The sequence below is a fragment of the Klebsiella huaxiensis genome, assembly GCF_003261575.2.
GTDB classification, from domain to species: Bacteria; Pseudomonadota; Gammaproteobacteria; order Enterobacterales; family Enterobacteriaceae; genus Klebsiella; species Klebsiella huaxiensis.
In genome coordinates, this window is the sequence record NZ_CP036175.1 from 100,783 (window position 1) to 118,840 (window position 18,058).

The 18,058-nt window shown below is 53.9% G+C and carries 15 protein-coding genes and 2 pseudogenes; 9 read left to right on the forward strand and 8 right to left on the reverse strand.

The genetic code is table 11. The features are described 5' to 3' along the window. Nucleotides 1–7 precede the first annotated feature (7 nt). Entirely contained in the window at nt 8–655 is a 648-nt protein-coding gene (locus tag DA718_RS00465; protein WP_112216082.1) for a TetR/AcrR family transcriptional regulator, read from the reverse strand. 80 nt (nt 656–735) lie between these two features. Here DA718_RS00465 and DA718_RS00470 point away from each other — a divergent pair, with 80 nt between their 5' ends. Further along, on the forward strand, nt 736–2,232 hold the full coding sequence (locus DA718_RS00470) for an MDR family MFS transporter (protein WP_112216081.1): 1,497 nt from the start codon (nt 736–738) through the stop codon (nt 2,230–2,232). Here the strand turns inward: DA718_RS00470 and DA718_RS00475 are convergent. After that, nucleotides 2,229–3,143, reverse strand: a complete 915-nt coding sequence (locus tag DA718_RS00475; protein WP_112216102.1) for a LysR family transcriptional regulator — start codon at nt 3,141–3,143, stop codon at nt 2,229–2,231. The genes DA718_RS00470 and DA718_RS00475 overlap by 4 nt on opposite strands. 102 nt (nt 3,144–3,245) lie before the next feature. Between DA718_RS00475 and DA718_RS00480 the strand changes: the two genes are divergently transcribed. From DA718_RS00480 to DA718_RS00495, 4 genes are all read left to right on the forward strand, one after another. Continuing rightward, nucleotides 3,246–3,872: a pyridoxamine 5'-phosphate oxidase family protein gene (locus DA718_RS00480; RefSeq protein ID WP_112216080.1), complete on the forward strand. Its 627-nt coding sequence runs from the start codon at nt 3,246–3,248 to the stop codon at nt 3,870–3,872. After that, nucleotides 3,872–4,342: a nuclear transport factor 2 family protein gene (locus tag DA718_RS00485; RefSeq protein ID WP_112216079.1), complete on the forward strand. Its 471-nt coding sequence runs from the start codon at nt 3,872–3,874 to the stop codon at nt 4,340–4,342. Before DA718_RS00480 ends, DA718_RS00485 begins: the two co-directional genes overlap by 1 nt. Before the next feature lie 262 nt (nt 4,343–4,604). Continuing rightward, complete coding sequence (nlpA, locus tag DA718_RS00490) at nt 4,605–5,414, forward strand: lipoprotein NlpA (protein ID WP_112216101.1); 810 nt, start codon at nt 4,605–4,607, stop codon at nt 5,412–5,414. 24 nt (nt 5,415–5,438) lie between these two features. After that, entirely contained in the window at nt 5,439–6,299 is an 861-nt protein-coding gene (locus tag DA718_RS00495) for a DMT family transporter (RefSeq protein WP_112216078.1), read from the forward strand. Here the strand turns inward: DA718_RS00495 and DA718_RS00500 are convergent. Further along, nucleotides 6,291–6,845, reverse strand: coding sequence for an NUDIX hydrolase (locus DA718_RS00500; protein ID WP_112216077.1), 555 nt, complete (start codon nt 6,843–6,845; stop codon nt 6,291–6,293). The genes DA718_RS00495 and DA718_RS00500 overlap by 9 nt on opposite strands. Before the next feature lie 170 nt (nt 6,846–7,015). On the opposite strand from DA718_RS00500, the gene DA718_RS00505 reads away from it, so the two are divergent. Continuing rightward, on the forward strand, nt 7,016–7,795 hold the full coding sequence (locus tag DA718_RS00505) for an MBL fold metallo-hydrolase (RefSeq protein WP_112216076.1): 780 nt from the start codon (nt 7,016–7,018) through the stop codon (nt 7,793–7,795). Between the two features lie 14 nt (nt 7,796–7,809). Further along, nucleotides 7,810–8,763, forward strand: coding sequence for a GlxA family transcriptional regulator (locus DA718_RS00510; RefSeq protein ID WP_112216075.1), 954 nt, complete (start codon nt 7,810–7,812; stop codon nt 8,761–8,763). Here the strand turns inward: DA718_RS00510 and DA718_RS00515 are convergent. Then, nucleotides 8,760–9,809 carry an NAD(P)-dependent alcohol dehydrogenase gene (locus tag DA718_RS00515; RefSeq protein ID WP_112216074.1) on the reverse strand — a complete coding sequence of 350 codons (1,050 nt, stop codon included), beginning with the start codon at nt 9,807–9,809 and terminating at the stop codon, nt 8,760–8,762. The two genes, DA718_RS00510 and DA718_RS00515, sit on opposite strands and share 4 nt — an antisense overlap. 775 nt (nt 9,810–10,584) lie before the next feature. Here DA718_RS00515 and DA718_RS00520 point away from each other — a divergent pair. Together DA718_RS00520 and DA718_RS00525 are read left to right on the forward strand one after the other, a co-directional pair. Continuing rightward, a complete protein-coding gene (locus DA718_RS00520; RefSeq protein WP_112216070.1) occupies nt 10,585–11,490 on the forward strand; it encodes a glycosyltransferase family 2 protein in 906 nt (301 codons plus the stop codon). Further along, the gene (locus tag DA718_RS00525; RefSeq protein WP_112216069.1) at nt 11,478–12,710 is read left to right on the forward strand and encodes an O-antigen ligase family protein; all 1,233 of its coding nucleotides are present in this window, start codon (nt 11,478–11,480) and stop codon (nt 12,708–12,710) included. Before DA718_RS00520 ends, DA718_RS00525 begins: the two co-directional genes overlap by 13 nt. Nucleotides 12,711–12,767: 57 nt before the next feature. Here the strand turns inward: DA718_RS00525 and DA718_RS00530 are convergent. The 4 genes and pseudogenes from DA718_RS00530 to DA718_RS00545 all read right to left on the reverse strand — a co-directional run. After that, nucleotides 12,768–13,221, reverse strand: a pseudogene (locus DA718_RS00530) (MDR/zinc-dependent alcohol dehydrogenase-like family protein); the annotation flags it as partial. Between the two features lie 230 nt (nt 13,222–13,451). After that, nucleotides 13,452–14,072 (reverse strand): fimbria/pilus periplasmic chaperone, encoded by a 621-nt coding sequence (locus DA718_RS00535; RefSeq protein ID WP_267285564.1) that lies wholly within the window; start codon nt 14,070–14,072, stop codon nt 13,452–13,454. 85 nt (nt 14,073–14,157) lie between these two features. Beyond that, nucleotides 14,158–15,492 (reverse strand): fimbrial usher protein StbD, encoded by a 1,335-nt coding sequence (gene stbD, locus DA718_RS00540; RefSeq protein WP_112216064.1) that lies wholly within the window; start codon nt 15,490–15,492, stop codon nt 14,158–14,160. A gap of 6 nt (nt 15,493–15,498) precedes the next feature. After that, nucleotides 15,499–18,057: pseudogene (locus DA718_RS00545) on the reverse strand (fimbrial outer membrane usher protein). Nucleotide 18,058 lies beyond the last annotated feature (1 nt).

Genomic DNA, 18,058 nt, shown 5'->3' on the forward strand with positions numbered 1-18,058 from the left:
GTGAATCTCAGCCGCCAATTCCGTGGCCAATCAGTGCCAGCGCGTGGCTGACAATCATCTGCTTGTTCACTGATTGCAATCGCACGTCGGTGTGGGTACGCGAAAACGGCACCAGTACCAGGCTTATTAAGGTAGTAAACAGCAGCTCCGGCGACAGCGCCGGGTTGAGTTTGCCCTCCTGCTGCCAGCGGCGCACCGTCGCCAGCATTTTGTGGTATTTCTCATCGCCAAAACGCGCGTGCATATGCTGACGCAGTACCGGCATCTCGCCGATGATCTCCTGCATCCACAGCGGTGCGAACCATGCATTTTTCTCCGCCATCGCCGCCAGGGTTTCAATAAGCAGGGTAAAAGCGGTCACCGGCTCATCGCTATGTTCAACAAAAATTAGGCCGATATTGTTGCGCAGCGGCATAAAGCGCTCTTCGACCAGCTTTTCCACCAGCGCCTCCCGCGAACTGAAATAGTAGTGCAGCATCGCGGGCGTCACCCCCGCTTCTTTGGCAATGGCGTTCAGTGAAATCCGCGCGATCCCGTGGCGGGCAAACAGCGCCAGGGCAATATCCATCAGCTGTTCGCGGTTGGCGGAACCGGATTTTTGCCCGCGCGGGCGACCGGGGCGACGTGGGGCTTCATTGTCTTTTTGTGCTGACATCGTATGGCGATCCCTTGACCTGATTCATCATTTCCCTAAATATTAATTATGTATTTAATTAATTTCAAGCGAGTGATGCTATGACATCTGAAGTCGCGAGCCAACCGGCGGTACCCTCGATCCGCCTGCTCTTCAGCGCTCTACTGCTGGTCATGCTGCTATCAGCGCTGGACCAGACTATTGTCTCGACCGCGCTGCCGACCATCGTCGGCGAACTCGGCGGGCTGGATAAACTCTCGTGGGTAGTGACCGCCTATATCCTCAGTTCGACCATCGCGGTACCGCTGTACGGCAAATTTGGCGACCTGTTCGGACGAAAAATCGTCCTGCAGGTGGCGATCGTGCTGTTCCTTGCCGGTTCTGCCCTGTGCGGGCTGGCACAGAACATGACCCAACTGGTGCTGATGCGCGCCCTGCAAGGGTTGGGCGGTGGTGGCCTGATGGTGATCAGCATGGCGGCGGTGGCCGATGTGATCCCGCCTGCTAATCGCGGTCGCTATCAGGGGTTATTTGGTGGTGTTTTTGGCCTGGCGACGGTGATCGGGCCGTTAATCGGCGGCTTCCTGGTGCAGCACGCCTCCTGGCGCTGGATTTTCTACATCAACCTGCCGCTGGGCCTGTTCGCGCTGCTGGTGATCGGCGCGGTTTTTCACAGCAGCAACAAGCGCAGCCAGCACCAGATCGACTGGCTGGGGGCGATTTACCTCAGTATGGCGCTACTGTGCATCATTCTGTTTACCTCCGAGGGTGGCAGCGTCCGCGCGTGGAACGACCCGCAGTTGTGGTGCATTCTGGCCTTTGGCGTGGTGGGGATTATCGGTTTTATTCATGAAGAACGACTTGCCGCAGAGCCGATTATTCCGCTCTCATTATTCCGCAACCGCAGCTTTCTGCTGTGCAGCCTGATTGGCTTTGTCGTTGGGATGTCGTTGTTTGGTTCGGTGACCTTCCTGCCGCTCTATTTGCAGGTGGTGAAAGCGGCGACGCCGACCGAGGCGGGGCTACAGCTGATCCCGCTGATGGGCGGTCTGCTGCTAACCTCGATCATCAGCGGACGCATTATCAGCCATACCGGTAAGTACCGGGTGTTTCCAATTATCGGCACCCTGCTGGGCGTGGTGGGAATGGTGCTGCTGACGCGCATTACCATCCACTCGCCAATGTGGCAGCTGTATCTGTTCACCGGCGTGCTGGGAGCGGGTCTGGGACTGGTGATGCAGGTGCTGATACTGGCAGTGCAGAACGCGATGCCTGCGCAAATGTACGGCGTGGCGACCTCCGGCGTGACGCTGTTCCGCTCGATTGGCGGCTCTATCGGCGTGGCGCTGTTTGGCGCAGTATTCACCCATGTATTGCAAAATAACCTGCAACACCTGCTGCCGGAAGGTGCGCAGCTGCCGCGGGCGCTGAATCCGGCGGCGGTACAGAATTTGCCTGCGGAGATTCGTCTGGATTACCTCGACTCCTTCGGGGCCGCTATCCACGCGGCATTCCTGATGGCGGCCTGCATTATGGCGGTGGCGTTTGTGCTCTCCTGGCTACTGAAAGAAGCACCGCTGAAAACGACTGCTCACTAGGTGGTGGCGGCAATACGCAGCAGCGCCCGACGCAGGGCTGGTGCAGCGAAATCGATAAATTTACGTAGCTTGAGCGGGGCCAGGTCCCGGGCGTTAGAGAGCAGATGCACCGGCGCGGGTTCCGGCTCCATCGTTTGAAAAATCAGCTTCAGTTCGCCGCACACCAGGCCATCGATAGCCTGGTAATGCAGCAGGCGCGCCACGCCAGCCCCCAGTCGGGCGGCATCGGCGGCGCTCTCCGGGGTGGTCACCGAAAGCACCGGAGCGATCGCGACCAGCCGGTCTTGCGCTTCTGTGGTATTAAACCGCCAGCCGCTGTAGGGCATCGGCGACTCAATGTGAATCATCGGCAGCATGGTCAGATCGCGTGGGCGTTCTGGCGTGCCGTGTTTTTCCAGCAACCCCGGATGCGCACAGGTGACGATGCGCATCTCACCAAGGCGGGTCGCCACCATCCCGCTATCCGGCAAGGCACCGATACGTACCGCTAAATCAACATGATCGTCCACCAGGTCGGCGTTGCGATCGCTAAGCAGTAAACGGACGCGAATCTGCGGGTAACGGGCAAGAAATTCCGTGATTACCGGTAAAACGTGCTGACGACCAAACATGATAGGCGCAGAGATCGTCAGCTCGCCTTTTGGTTCCTGATATTCACCCGCCGCCTGGCGCTCGGCGTTCTCCACCTCTTCGAGGATCTGCCGCGCGGCGGCGACATAATCGGCTCCGGCATCGGTCAGCGTTAGCTTGCGGGTTGTACGGATGAGCAGGCGTGCACCGAGCGTATTTTCCAGTTCGGCAATATTGCGGCTGACGGTGGTCAGAGGCGTATTTAGCGCCCGCGCCGCTGCCGACATACTGCCGAGTTCAGTCACTTTCACCAGCAGCGCCATGGCGCTGAGTCGGTCCATAATTATCCCATTTTTCGGAAAGATGATTGCCGGATCCCCACTATTATCTTTTTTGCCGACACAGTCCATGATGAGTCATGCCACATCGCCTCTGGAGGATTTATGTCAGCAGACTTTCTTGATATCGCCATGACCCCGAACGTGATGGATGTTCAGCATGAGATGGGCAGCGACGGGATGTGGCAGTCGCCGTATCGCCCGCGCAAAGGCGAGCGCTTCAGCGATAGCGAAGAGGGGATGATCACCACCCGCGATAGCTTCTACCTGGCGACGATTTCGCAAACTGGCTGGCCCTATATTCAGCATCGCGGCGGCCCGGTGGGTTTCCTGCATCTGTTGGATGAGACCACGCTGGCGATGGCAGATTTTTCTGGTAATCGCCAATACATCACCACCGGCAATTTGCGCGGTAGTGACCGGGCCTGCTTGTTTTTGATGGATTATCCGCGCCGTGCCAGGCTGAAAATCTACGCCACCGTGGAAGTTGTGGCAGCGGGGAGCGACCCGGAATTATTGGCGCGGGTCACGCCGGAGAACTACCGGGCCAGAATCGAGCGTATTTTTCGCTTTCATTTACAGGCTTTTGACTGGAACTGCCCTCAGCATATTACTCCCCGCTATACCGCTCAGCAGGTGGCGGAGTATAGCCAGACGCTGCAACAGCGTATTGACGAACTGGAGCGGGAAAATCAGCGTCTGCAGCAGCGTATTCAAACAGGAGATTCATGATGACCGAACAACGTCCGCCTCTACCGCCGTTTACCCGCGAGAGCGCCGCGCAAAAAGTGCGGGCAGCTGAAGATGGCTGGAACAGCCGAGATGCCGGAAAGGTCGCGCTGGCCTACACCGTCGATAGCGAATGGCGTAATCGCAGCGAATTTGTGCACGGCAGGACGCAAATTATCGACTTTTTGCAGCGAAAATGGCGTAAAGAGCAGGAATACCGTCTGATTAAGGAGCTGTGGGCGTGGAGCGATAATCGTATTGCGGTGCGCTTTGCCTATGAGTGGCACGACGACAGCGGCAACTGGTTTCGCTCCTACGGCAATGAGAACTGGGAATTTGACGAGCGTGGCCTGATGCAGACGCGCTACGCCTGCATCAACGACCTGCCGATCGCCGAGAGCGAGCGCCTGTTCCACTGGCCCCAGGGGCGTCGCCCGGACGATCACCCGGGATTGAGTGAACTTGGGTTGTAAGGCGCGTCCCCCGTTCTATGGAACGAGCCTCATCGTTGAAGAGATGCCCGGAGGCAGTGCTGCGCAGCTGTCCGGGCTACTCGATCGCAGCCGACGGTGAACCCGTAGCCCGGGCAGGCGCATTGCGCCGCCCCCGGGAGAAAGGGGGAAGATGATTTTATTTCCGATTGCCGTTTTTGCGTTTAAAACCTCACCGCAAAGTCGTTATAGTTTCAGACGAAAAAATAATAACGATTCTCTATGGACTGACGGGGTAATAACAATGAAATTGCGTTTACGGACAGCCGCCGCCGTGGTGCTGGCGGGCCTGCTGCTGGCGGGCTGCGACCAGAAGGGCGGCGATGCCAAACACATTAAAGTTGGCGTCATTAACGGCGCGGAACAGGATGTAGCAGAAGTGGCGAAGAAAGTGGCCAAAGAGAAGTATGGCCTCGATGTCGAGCTGGTGGGCTTTAGCGGCTCGCTGCTGCCCAACGAATCCACCAACGCCGGGGATCTGGATGCTAACGTCTTCCAGCACCGCCCGTTCCTCGAACAGGATAACAAAGCCCACAATTATCACCTGGTGGCGGTCGGCAATACTTTTGTTTTCCCGATGGCGGGCTACTCGCGAAAAATTAAATCCGTCGCCGAGCTGAAAGACGGCGCGACCATCGCCATTCCGAACGACCCGACCAACCTGGGCCGCGCGCTGCTTCTGCTCCAGCAAGAGAAGCTAATTACCCTCAAAGCGGGCACCGGCCTGCTGCCGACGGCGGTCGATATCACCGACAACCCGCATAACCTGAAAATCATGGAGCTGGAAGGGGCGCAGCTACCGCGCGTCATCGACGACCCAAAAGTCGACGTGGCGATCATCAGCACCACCTATCTGCAGCAAACTGGACTTTCACCGGTACGTGACGGCATCTTTATCGAAGACAAAAACTCGCCGTATGTGAACATTATCGTGACCCGCGAAGACAACAAAGATGCGGAAAACGTGAAAGAGTTTATGCAGTCCTACCAGTCGCCGGAAGTGGCGAAGGCGGCAGAGACTATCTTCAACGGCGGCGCGGTTCCCGGCTGGTAATTATTGACACAAGGAGATGTGGCGATGACCCGGCAACGCCAGGCTGATTTGCTGCTCATAGCCGCGACGGTTATCGCCGCCTGCGGATGGATTTTTTCCCGTGAAGCGATTGCCGGCATGCCGGTTTTCGCCTTCCTCGGCCTGCGCTTTTTCTTCGCCGCGCTGCTGCTGCTGCCGTTCTGTCGCGGCTTACACGTCGACAAGCAGCACTGGCCGCGCATGATTATCAGCGGCCTGTGGTTTGCGCTAAACCTGTGCCTGTGGATCTACTCGGTATCAACGACCCCGTCGCTGGGCGAAGGGGCGTTTATTATGAGCCTGTCGATGCTGTTCGTGCCGCTTACCGCCTGGGTGATGATGAAGGCGCGTCCGGCGCGGGCCTACTGGGAGTGCCTGCCGATTGCCATTGTCGGTCTCGGATTGCTCAGCCTGCATATGCCGATTGAGTTCCACCCCAGCCAGGGCTGGTTCCTGCTGACCGCGCTGGTGCAGTCAATCTGGTTTTGCTACACCAGCAAAAGCGCTCGCGAGGTGCCGCTGATCCCGCTGACCACCGTGCAGCTAGGCATCACCGGGGTTGTCGGGTTGGGGATTTCCGCCGCCGTCGAGACCTGGGATCAGCCGTTTACCCTGCCAACCTTCGGCTGGCTGCTTGCCAGTATCGTCATTGCGACCAGCCTGCGCTTCGGCCTGCAAATGAAGGGGCAGAAGTACGCAGCAGTCGCCAGCGCGGCAATCATTATGGTGCTTGAGCCGCTGTTGACGGTGATTGCCGCCGCGCTGTGGTACGGCGAACAGCTGCCGCTGCAGAAGATTATCGGCGGCGTGTTGATCCTCGTCGCCCAACTGTGGTTCCGCTGGCGGATGCTAAAGCCGCTACGCTAAGCCGGTGCGCCGCTGCGCCATCAGATGCAGCAGCGGCACCAGCGATAGCCCGTCCGGCATCTCGCCGCGGGCGATCAGCTGGCCAATCTCTTCGAGAGTGAACCAGCCGGTTTCCATCACCTCATCCTGATCTTCATCCATTCCCACCCAGGTTAAATCGCTGGCGAGCCAGGTGATAAACAGCTGGTCGCTGCTGCCGTAAGAGGGGTTATAGCGGATGATTTCTTCGGCGTTCTGCGCCTGCCAGCCGGTCTCCTCCCGCAGTTCACGCAGGGCCGCCTCGCGAGGGGCTTCCCCTTCATCAACGCCGCCAGAAGGAACGGCCCATACGACCTGGTCTATCAGGTAGCGGTAGTGGCGAATCAGCAGCACTTTGTCATCCTGCATCGCCACAATCCCCACCGCCGGTCGCGGGTAGTGGATGGAGTAAAAATCCCGCCGATCGCCGGGGGCCATATCAATGCCGACCTTGCGCATGCTGAACCACGGGGTATCCGCCATCACCTCGGCGTCGTGCATATCGGCGGCGGTTAACTTCTTCTTCATCGTAGCCACTCTTCCTGAAAATTGAGCGTTCAGCACACCACAGGCGAGGGCGGATGGCAATCACCGCAGATTGGCCCAATTTCATCGATCATTGCCCACATGCCCATATTGAGCCAGGCTTAGGGCACGTACGATGTTCGCCAGATGACTGCAAAAGAGGAATGAACATCATGAAAATTACCCACATTCGTAACGCCACCCAGATTATTGAATATGCAGGGAAAAAGTTTCTGATTGACCCGATGCTGGCGGATAAAGGCGCCTGGGCGGGATTCGCCGGAACCGCGCGCAGCGAGTTGCGTAACCCGCTGGTGGCGCTGCCTTTTTCCATCGACGACGTTGTGGATGTTGATGCCGTTATCGTCACCCACACCCATGAAGATCACTGGGACGAGGCGGCGATCGCCGCGATCCCCAAAACGCTGCCGATCTATGTTCAGCATGAGGCCGATGCTCAATTGCTGCGCGGACAAGGGTTCAGTGATATTCGTCTGCTCTCTGAGGACAGCGCATTTGCTGACGTTGCCCTGGTGAAAACCACTTCCGGCCAGCACGGCAGCGACCGCACCTATTCTGTTCCGGCGATGGCCGAACGTCTGGGCGAAGCCTGCGGCGTGGTACTGCGTCATCCACAGGAGAAAACCCTGTGGCTGGTGGGTGATACCATCTGGCGCGATGAAGTAGAAGCCGATATGGTCAGACTGCAGCCGGACGTGGTGGTGCTGAATGCCGGATATGCTCACGTCGTCGGCTTTGGGCCGATCATTATGGGCAAAGAAGATGTGCTGAAGGCGCATTTCACTCTGCCGGAAGCCAAAATTGTCGCGAGTCATATGGAAGCGGTAAACCACTGCCTGCTGAGCCGCGATGAGCTGCGTCAGTACGTGGCTGATAATCAGATTGCCGATGTGGTCAGCATCCCGCAGGATGGGGAAACGTTGGTCTTTTAATGCCGGAGCGGGTAATGAAACTCACGGAAGTGGCGATTATAGCGGTGGACGGGTTTAGCCCGTTCCACTACTCGGTGCCCTGTATGCTGTTTGGCGATACGGTTTCGGAAACCAAACGCTTTAACCTGCATATTTGCGCCGAACGACCGGGGCTATTGACCGCTCGCGACGGCTTTGCGCTGAACGCCAGCGGCGACTTCGCGACCCTTGAACAGGCGGATATTGTGGTGGTGCCTTACTGGGGCGCGGTGAACCAACGACCTATGCAGTCGCTGCTCGACAGCCTTGCGCGGGCGCGTAATAACGGTGCGGAAATCGTCGGCCTGTGCCTCGGGGCATTTGTGCTGGGCTACGCCGGGCTGCTGGACGGTAAGCGGGCAGCGACCCACTGGGAGTTCGAGCAGGATTTTCAGCGTCTGTTTCCGCAGGTGCAGCTGGATATCAATGCCCTGTACGTCGATGATCAGCGCATTATTACCTCGGCGGGCACCGCGGCGGCGCTTGACTGCTGCCTGTATATCATCCGCCAGCGTTTCGGCAGCCTTGTCGCCAATCAGATTGCCAGGCGGATGATCGTCCCGCCGCACCGCGAGGGCGGGCAGGCACAGTTTATCGCCCAGCCGGTACCGAAAAACACCCGCGATGCGCGGATTAACGGCCTGCTTGAGTATCTCCAGCAGCATATCCGCGAACCACATAATCTTGATTCGCTGGCGCAGGTGGCGGCAATGAGCCGCCGCACCCTGACCCGCCATTTCGCCAAAGCGACCGGTATGAGTATCGCCGACTGGCTTTCTGCCGAACGCCTGCGGCGTAGTCAGATCCTGCTGGAAGCCGGGGATTTACCTATCGAGCAGGTGGCGGAGGAAGTGGGCTACCTCTCCGCCGTGACTTATCGCCAGCAGTTTAAATCGCGCTTTGGCGTCAGCCCGGCGGAGTGGCGGCGTACCTTTCGCCGCGGCGCTTAGCCGCCGAGAGTGGCGCTATCGATCACGAAGCGATATTTCACGTCGCCTTTGACCATTCTCTCCCAAGCCTCGTTGATCTGATCGCCGCGAATCAGCTCAATATCGGCGACGATACCGTGCTCGGCGCAAAAATCGAGCATCTCCTGGGTTTCCGGGATACCGCCGATCATCGACCCGGCAATCGACCGGCGACGGAAGATCAGGTTAAACACTTCCGGTGACGGATGCGGCGTGGCGGGCGCGCCCACTAAGGTCATGGTGCCATCGCGTTTAAGCAGCGTGGTGAAAGCATCGAGATTGTGCGGTGCCGCCACGGTGTTGAGAATAAAGTCGAAGCTTTTCACGTGTGCCGCCATCTCGTTCTCGTTGCGCGACACCACGACCTCGTCCGCACCCAGCTCCCGCGCCGCATCACGCTTGGATTCTGAGGTGGTGAATGCCACCACGTGAGCGCCCATGGCGTGGGCCAACTTAATCCCCATATGCCCCAGCCCACCAATTCCGACAACGCCCACTTTTTTGCCCGGTCCGACGTTCCAGTGGCGCAGCGGCGAGTAAGTGGTGATACCCGCGCACAGCAGCGGTGCGACGGCGGCCAGCTGCTCTTTAGGATGGCGCACGCGCAGCACGTAGCGCTGATGAACGACGATTTGCTGGGAATAGCCCCCGAGGGTGTGGCCGGGGGCATCCTGCGTTGGGCCGTTGTAGGTGAGCACCATGTGATCGCAGTAGTTTTCCAGCCCGTCCTGGCACTCCTCGCACGCTTTACAGCTATCGACCATGCAGCCGACGCCCACCAGATCGCCAACGGCATAGCCTGCAACCCGGTTACCCACGGCGGTCACCCGGCCAACGATTTCATGGCCCGGCACGCAGGGGTAGAGCGTTCCGGCCCATTCGGAGCGCGCCTGGTGTAAATCGGAGTGGCAGACGCCGCAATAATCAATGGCGATCTGCACATCGTCCGGCCCCGGCTCGCGGCGGGTGATGGCCATAGCACCCAGCGGCTGGCTGGCGGAGTTCGTACCAATAGCGTTGATCTGCATAGCAAAACCTCTTCTACATAATGGAGTTGAACAATACGGAGGGGGAGAACGTTTTTTGCGCGGTAGCGTTAAGCGTAGCCTGGTTGACGTGGGATGAGAGGAGGAAAGCTCAAAGGGTTAAAGAGCTCCTGGCGGCGAGAGGGTATTTCGTTAGTTATTAATATATACCCGTCATACTTCAAGTTGCATGTGCGTTGGCTTTCCTCGCTCGCCCCAGTCACTTACTTCAGTAAGCTCCTGGGGACTCACTGCGTCGCCGCCTTCCTGCCACTCGAATTATTTAGGGTATAGTACGGACTGGTTTTAAACTTAAATGGGCCTGTAATAAGTAACGAATCGTGTCTTTTGGTAAAGAGTTTCGTTACTGATAAAAAGAAATAATTATCATTATTCTAAATGAGAAAATACGCAAGGCCTGTTTGCCTGAAGGCTTTTGGACTTTTTTATTGCCCATAAATAGAAGTGGTGTAGTGCTTAATCAATATTTTAAAAAACGCTTTTACAGTATAATAAATTGTTTGGGTTGATTGGTTTTTATTTATTAATTTGTGGTGTGAATGTATTGGTTTGTTATGTTGTTGTATATTCATGCTTTTATAATTTGTTATGAATGATTGTTGTTTTCTCGCGGCTTTTTATCCTTCTTTTTACGCTTTGTTACTCCTTTCTGCGTTGAATCATTGGTAGTAAGAATAGAATCTGTCGCTTATTTCTAAGCTATATTTCTCCGCTTCCCTCAAAAACGATAAAGCCAGACTATTCAACGGGAGTGCCCATGCCCTTTTTAAGCATTATCATCACAGCGCATAATTGTGAGCTCACGCTTGCTGAGACGCTGGAAAGTGTGAAAAAGGCCATTGATTTTGAAAAGGATGTTGAAGTCATTGTGCTTAATGACAGCTCTTATGACAAGACGCAGCAGATTATTGAGCGTTATGCAGAGACGTTTTCTTCGGTTCAGATGAGAGAAGTTCAACTGAAAAATGTCGGTAGAGTCAGAAATATTGCGGTGCAGATGGCCCGTGGTGAATATATCACCATGGTTGATGGCGACGATCTGCTCAAGCCGCGAAGCTTGCGCGATGCGGTGGCGTTTCTTAAACAGCAGAGGCCCGATTTGCTGCTGACGCACCTGATTGAAACCCGTAACTTTAGCGTCATCAATAGCGACTGGACCGGTTTTTCGCCGATTAAACTCCCACAGCACGAGGCTATTCGCCGTTTTCTGATCCATAAAGATTTTCAGGCGCATTTAATCGGCCAGTTTATTCGTAAGGATATTTACCTCTGCGCACCGATTCCATCAATGACCTGCTATGAAGATTTTGCCGTTTTTCCTGCTTTTCTGATGCATTCGCAGAATATCTGGTTTCAGAAACAGGGGCATTATCACTACGTCAAACGGGCGAATAGCCTCTCCAGCGTGCTGGATAAAACAAAAATCCGCCATTTAATTAACTGCACAAAAAGAATGGAGAGAGTGTTTCCCTCTTCATTTCATTGGCTGGTATGTTGCCATTGGTTGGATATTTATTTGAAACATGCTCAGTTGTTAACTCATGAACAAATCAGCATTATTGAAGAAAAAATAAAATCAACCTTATCTCCGGGTTTTTTTATGTCTCCTGACGTGAGATTAAGTTATAAGAAAAAGGCTATTCAGGCATTATGGAAAAGATAAGTCGCAATACCTACGCGTTAACGATAATACTGGCAGCGATATCGCTATTATTCCTGTTGCTGGACTCTGCCCAGCAGCGTGTATTTTTTTATCTGGCGATATATGCCAGCGTGCTGGGACTATTTCTTGAGCGGAAAAACCTTGGAAAAATACGCTTCAAGGTGGCTCTACTGCCGCTGATGGTTGGGGCGATGGAGATGCTGTGGTTTCTCTTTTACGAGGTGAAGCACGGTCATATCAACCACTATAACGATCACTTTCTCGGTGGTAAAAAACTGCTGCTCGGCAGCATCCTGGTGCTGTATCTGGATAGCTTTAAACATCATCTTCACCGCAACGCCCTGAAGAAAATTTTCCTTATCGTTGCGGGTATTAGCCTGCTGCTGGCAACCGTATATGGTTTTATCCAGGAGTGGCAGGGTATTTCGCGGGTTGAGATGGCGATTAATCGGCCTACGGTTGCCGCTTATATCTATTCAACGCTGTCGCTGGCATTTATCTATGCGTTATTTCAACTGCGTAAAAGACAGGCTTATATGCTGGCTGTTGCGGTGATGCTTATCTCATATCTGAATATTATCTTCACCGGTACGCGGGCGGCTATGGGGCTGTATCCGGTGCTAATCTTCCTGCTCACGCTGTTTAATTTCAAAAAGATTCAGCTCAAGCCGATGCTGGGCGTGGCGGTGGTGGTTCTCTGTATTGTGGGTATCAACTTCAACGCTCATATCAAACCGAAAATTACCCAGACGGTGCATGAAATCTCGACTTACCAGACCGGTAATGATGATACGTCACTGGGCGCGCGCTTCTCGATGTGGACGGTAGGCATTTATAACGGTGTTCATAAACCGTTGGGGCAGTCGATGGAGAGCCGTGAACGTTTGAGCACCGATTATGTGCAGGATCATCCGGAGAATAAAACCGCGATGATGTACATTAACGTCCATCTGCATAACGAGATAATCGACACCTTTTCGCTACAGGGCGTGATTGGGCTGGCGCTGATTTTAGGGTTTTATATCAGCGGCGCGCTGCTTGCCGTGCGGCGTAATAATCTGCTGCTGCTTTTTATTATGCTGTCGATGTTCGCTTATGGCTTGACGGACGTATTGTTGATCAGCGCTGAATTTGTCGCTTTCTTTATTATCCTGGTGGCGTTCAGTACCGTTATCACTGAGGACAATACTGCCCCGGCCTGCGTGGGGCGGTCGGGTTAGTCTGTATACAGGATCAGAGCCACCACAACCCAATGGCGAATATGATGGCTAAAAACAGGCAGCGCCGCGGGCCAGCAACTGATGCTGGCAATCATGTCCGGTGTTTCGAATATTGAGCGGGTAAACATAAACTCCCAGTACAGGGAAATGCTTTTGCCTTCAGCGGCACCACGTCGAAGGTTTGCGGAGCGTCAATCAGCGCTAGCTTGCCCTGCGGAGCGAGAGCAGCGATCAGCTGTGGCGTTATCCATCGAACGAGGTTTGCGAGTCACGATGCGCTCATCCACTAACTGGAATTCGCTGCTGCTGCCGGGGCGGACCAGCGCGCCGGCATCCCAACCCAGCACGCGCGGAGTATCGGCGTTAAATCCGGCGCATACTTTGGTATCCACCGGGTTGACAGAAATGGCCTTCGCTTCAACCAGCAGGTCGTGCCCCTGGCAACCGGCTCAGTTAAAAAAGGAATATTGCTGCCTTCCGCCGCTGTGCGGGTAATCGCAATCGCTTTCATACGCTCTCCGGTTTGCGAACTGGATTCATCATTTGAATGTATTGAGGATAGACCGCAGCGCGGAGGGGAAAAATCGACCGCTGGCGATAACAGTTATATTGAAAAGTTAAACTCGAGCGTTATGCCGTCTTACTGCGGCTGTCAGCGATATTATCAGCCAGCGCCGTGCGCGAAAGCGGGCATGGTTACCGTGCCCGCTTTTATCGGCAACATATAGCACGCTTAGCGGCCTAATTGGCAGCATGCCGCTGATATGACCAGCGATTGCCCTCATCATTGATTAATTCATAATTTACCGTCGAACACGTCCCGACGGCTCCGTTCAAATCCAGCAAAATAGTGGATTCGGGGGCTATCATTACGGTTTCAGCGCTATAGTTACCACATTTCAGGTTAGTTAACGTCAGATGCCAAACGGTCGGATTCGTTACCTGTAGCTGTTTTCGTTGTTCATCAAAACGAAAACCAAGTCTTGCACCCTCTTTCTCTGTGGGGGAGGGTACGCCCTCAGGACGAATAAATAATTTCATCCGGATACGCAGCGGTAATACGACCTTATGTTGCTGCGCCTTATCCTCAGGCTTCATCGGCGGGATCTGATAGATATTGAGCCAGTATAACGACTCCTTGTCCTGGCTTAAGCCCTCCCGGCTGCTGATAAGCAGCCTGATTGCCCTGACCTCTCCCGGTTGCATCCTGAAAACCGGAGGCGTAACGATCACCGGCGTGATGACCTTCTCCGGGGGCGTCAGAGGATCTCCCTCATCCACCCAGACCTGAACCAGCATGGGCTGCTGTTCTGAATTTGATAGCGCGAGGCTTCCCGTTTTTTCTCCTGAATGAATAATCACCCGAGTGGCCTCAGCATTGACCACCGCCTGGGCCATCTGGCAGGACTGAAATATTGCCAGGCAAAGTAAGCACGCTATATGCCATTTACTGAAAATTAACCACAACCTGAAGTTGCGCATAAACTGACCCCGCCGTGACTATTTCTCCCGGAATTGCTTCAAGAGAAGCTGTAAAATCGCCAGAATAGAACTCCGTTGAACCACTCGATACAAGCTCGGTGATATCCTTAAAGGCATACCATCCCCGATCATTACCCGTTCCGGTAATACTCATATCGGGTAACAGATTAAGCGGTTGCCCAGTAAGCTTGTTACTGTAGAGCCTAATCCCCACCCCGGAAGCGACTCCGCTGGCATCATAGTTATTATCAAGAAGCCAGGTATACCCACCCGATGGCGTTACCAGTCCCATAGATGCTGCTTTACTGGCAGCAGTGGCGTTGTTGACAATAAATCCCATCGCCACATTGGCAGACGTCGCCGTCGAAGCAGAAGTACTAGATTTGGCTCCGGATTCGCATTCCACATTGATTGAGAATGACGCCTGGCTGGTGCCACCGGCTGTTAGTTCACCCACGACGGCGACCGGGAGCCTGACGACAGAGGGATAATCATTAATTCGGCAGGTGGCTCCCCGGACAATAGTGGTCTGGCGATACAGACTCCATCCGCCAGCCCAGACTGCAGCCCCCCATCCATCATAATTTGAATTACTATCGGCACCGTCATATAAGCCTGAACTTAACCCCCCACCCTGAAAAGCAAGATATCCAAGTGGGCCGGGCCATGCATACTGATAACGTCCGGCATTATTTCCGATATTGCGGTCATCCACGCGGATTACTTCCAACATTACATCGCTGAATGCGCTGGCCGGGACATAAATATAAGTACCGTCATTAAAGACATCACTATCCGGAATACTCCGCCGCTTCCATGCTCGGGTATAGTATTCACCCGTTTTTAAATTGGTTAAACGGGAACCCACTCTTCTGACATATGTATAGTAGGTATCCTGCATACCGCTCACTTCAGCATGTCCACCATAATTATCATCGCCATTGGTGGCATAATACTCATAAATTTGACCGAGTTCTGAGACATCGCAGCGGTACATAATGCGGTTTGCCGTCATGCCTGTTGTTCTGCCATTAGGAACAAAGGATGCCGTTCCGCTGCCAAGCACGGTGCCGTCAGGCTGAAAACCTGTTCCGTTACTGAGCGTTATGACCGCAGGCAGGCTGATTTTACCTGTGACGTCATAATCTCCAGTCCCGCCCCAGCTTGAGGCGATATAGCCGGCGTCTTTTGCCGCCTGGGAAAGATCGTTGGCAGAGGTGACCTTTTTACAGGCGGAAAATACCGGTCCCGACAACAGCCCGCTGAGCAATACGCCACAGAAAATATGAATATATTTCATCCTGAATTACTCCTGACGACAGGGAAGCGTCAACCGGGAAATAGAAGCATCGCTTTTTCCTGGCAGTTGATAATAAACCTTACAGCTCTGATCGTTACGTTTGCCCCACTCAACAAATAGAATCCCAGACTGCTCGGCTAAACGTGCGTAGACCTGGCCACTCTGGCCAACCATACCTACTGTTTCACCTTTCGCATTCATGACTTCAGAGCCCATTGGTGGAAACTCTTTATTGCTCAGTTCGGTATTAATTAATATTGCTCTACCGCTGACCGTTTCAAAATTGATCCTGGGGATCGCGCCAGCGTAAGGGACGACACGTTTACTTCCCCCCTGAAGCTCCACATCCTCATTCATTTCCCGGGAATCAAGGCTGACATTGTTATAACGATAAGGGGTTAATGAAGGCAGCAGCGCATAACCGAAGCGGTCAATTTCCGCTCCCTGTCCGTTACGAACGGATGCCCCCTCGGCTCCCGGCGCATGGACGAGAGCGAATGTTTCGCTTGTATAGGGCCCTGCCGTCACTCCACCACGGTGCGCCAGCAGCGTTCCGGACATGCCCGCGCCATACTGGCGATAATCGTTACCTTTAGAAGCGGAAGCGCTGAAGGAGCCTAGCGAGGTTCTCTGCTCCACGTTAGCGCCGAGCAGTGCGTTCGATCCGCTGTCTTTGAAGTGTTCCGCACCGGCATACGCGGAATAAGAGAAGTTTCCGTTTTCTCCAACAGAACCGCTGATGCCAGCCATCGCTGACTGGCTGTTCCGGCTACGGTTCATATCAAATGACAACCTTGAGCGATGGTTTCCAAAATCTAAAGGAACTGAAATGCCAAGCGAAACGGTATTTTCCGTATATTTACGCCTGTTGCTGGTATGGTAATCATTATCATTTACGCTGTCGTAAAAACGACCGGTTTCGACAGAGCGCTGGCGGGCAACGTTGACGTTGAAATTGATGTCGCGCCAGGTATTGCTATAGCCAAACTGTAACTGCGTGATACGGGATGCGTTACCGTAATAGTCTGCGGTACTTCCGGTTAGGTTCAGCATGCCCCATTCGTTCATAGGCTGACTCAACGTGGCCGAGAAATTGTTACGTTGTTTCAGCGTGTCTGAATAATAGACTACTCTTTTTTCATTCTGGCGACGGACGCCTAATACATCCTGTAAATCACGATATCCGCTGGTTGAATAGCGATAAGCCGCCAGAACGAGATTGGTGCCCGTGGTAAACGTCTTACTGTAGCTGGCTTCAATGCGCCAGCCTTACTCAGTTTGATCATTTTCCACTTTGGCGTGTGAATAGACGGTATTTAATCCAAACGCACCGACGGGCGTGGCAAATACGCCTCCCAGCAGAGCGGCATGATAATCCTGCGCCAATCTGGTGCCTACATTGGTGGTCAGATAATTATTCACCCCGTGCTGCAGAACGCCTTCAAAAAATTTATTTTCGATGCTGTAGTAATTGCGCACATAGCCCAGAGCCAGCTCGTAGTTCCAGTTACCCGGGCGGACGGAGTCAGGAACGGCAGAATACGGCACGGTAAAGGCGGAACGATCCCCGTTTGCCTCAATAACCTCAACCTGAAGATCACCCTGACTCTTGGTATTATAAAGGTCATTGATGACAAATGCCCCGGGAGACACCGTTGTTTCATAAACGACCCGCCCCAACTGGCTGACCACAACACGTGCTGCTGTTGCGGCAACGCCGCGTACCTCAGGGGCATAGCCCCGCTTACCTTGAGGCCACATACGTTCATCGGTGCTTAGTTTCATACCGTTAAAGGATAAGCTGCCAAATAAACTGCTGTTGGTGTAGGTATCGCCAAGGGTGAGCACGCTGTTTATGACCGGAATTGGGCGCTGAACCCAGGTACGCACGGCGTTATATTTGTAATCACTGCCGGTGATGCTATTGTCGGCGTAACGTAAATTTCCCTGATGTCTAATTTGCCAGAGACCTGCGTTTACGCCTCCGTTGATATTACTCCACAGATAATCGTAGTTATAATTGCTTCTGGTATTTTCTGTATGATAAAAATTAGTGTTATGACGGACAAATAGTGCTATAGCGCCACTATCCCATTCTGAGACCGGGATATATCCACGTGCGGTATGCTGTAAACTAGCCTGGGGAACGCTAAGATTTAGCCGCAGCTTTGCCATGTCGACTTCCCAGCGCACATCTTTTCCTGTTTTCCCTACCATCAGACAATTCGCAGAGTCCTTTTCTACCTGTGGTGGAATACGTATTCCACTGAGTTCAATTAGACTCTGTGATAAACAGGGTTCGACGGGACCAGACGCCCCGTCGACGCTGGCCAGTGATACATCTTCTTTACCCCGGATAAGTTGGCCATTGAGGTAAATATCGAGAGTATATCTTCCTGGAGTAAGCAGGCTCTCATTTGTATTAAAGCGACTTAAATCCACGTCACGCCCGTAGCTGCTGCCTTGCAGCAACGCCGGGTCGAAAAAAAAATCATCCGCAGCAGCCTGAGAGGAGAGCAATACTGATATTAGCAAAGCAGACAGTTTCACCTTTCCGGGGGAAATA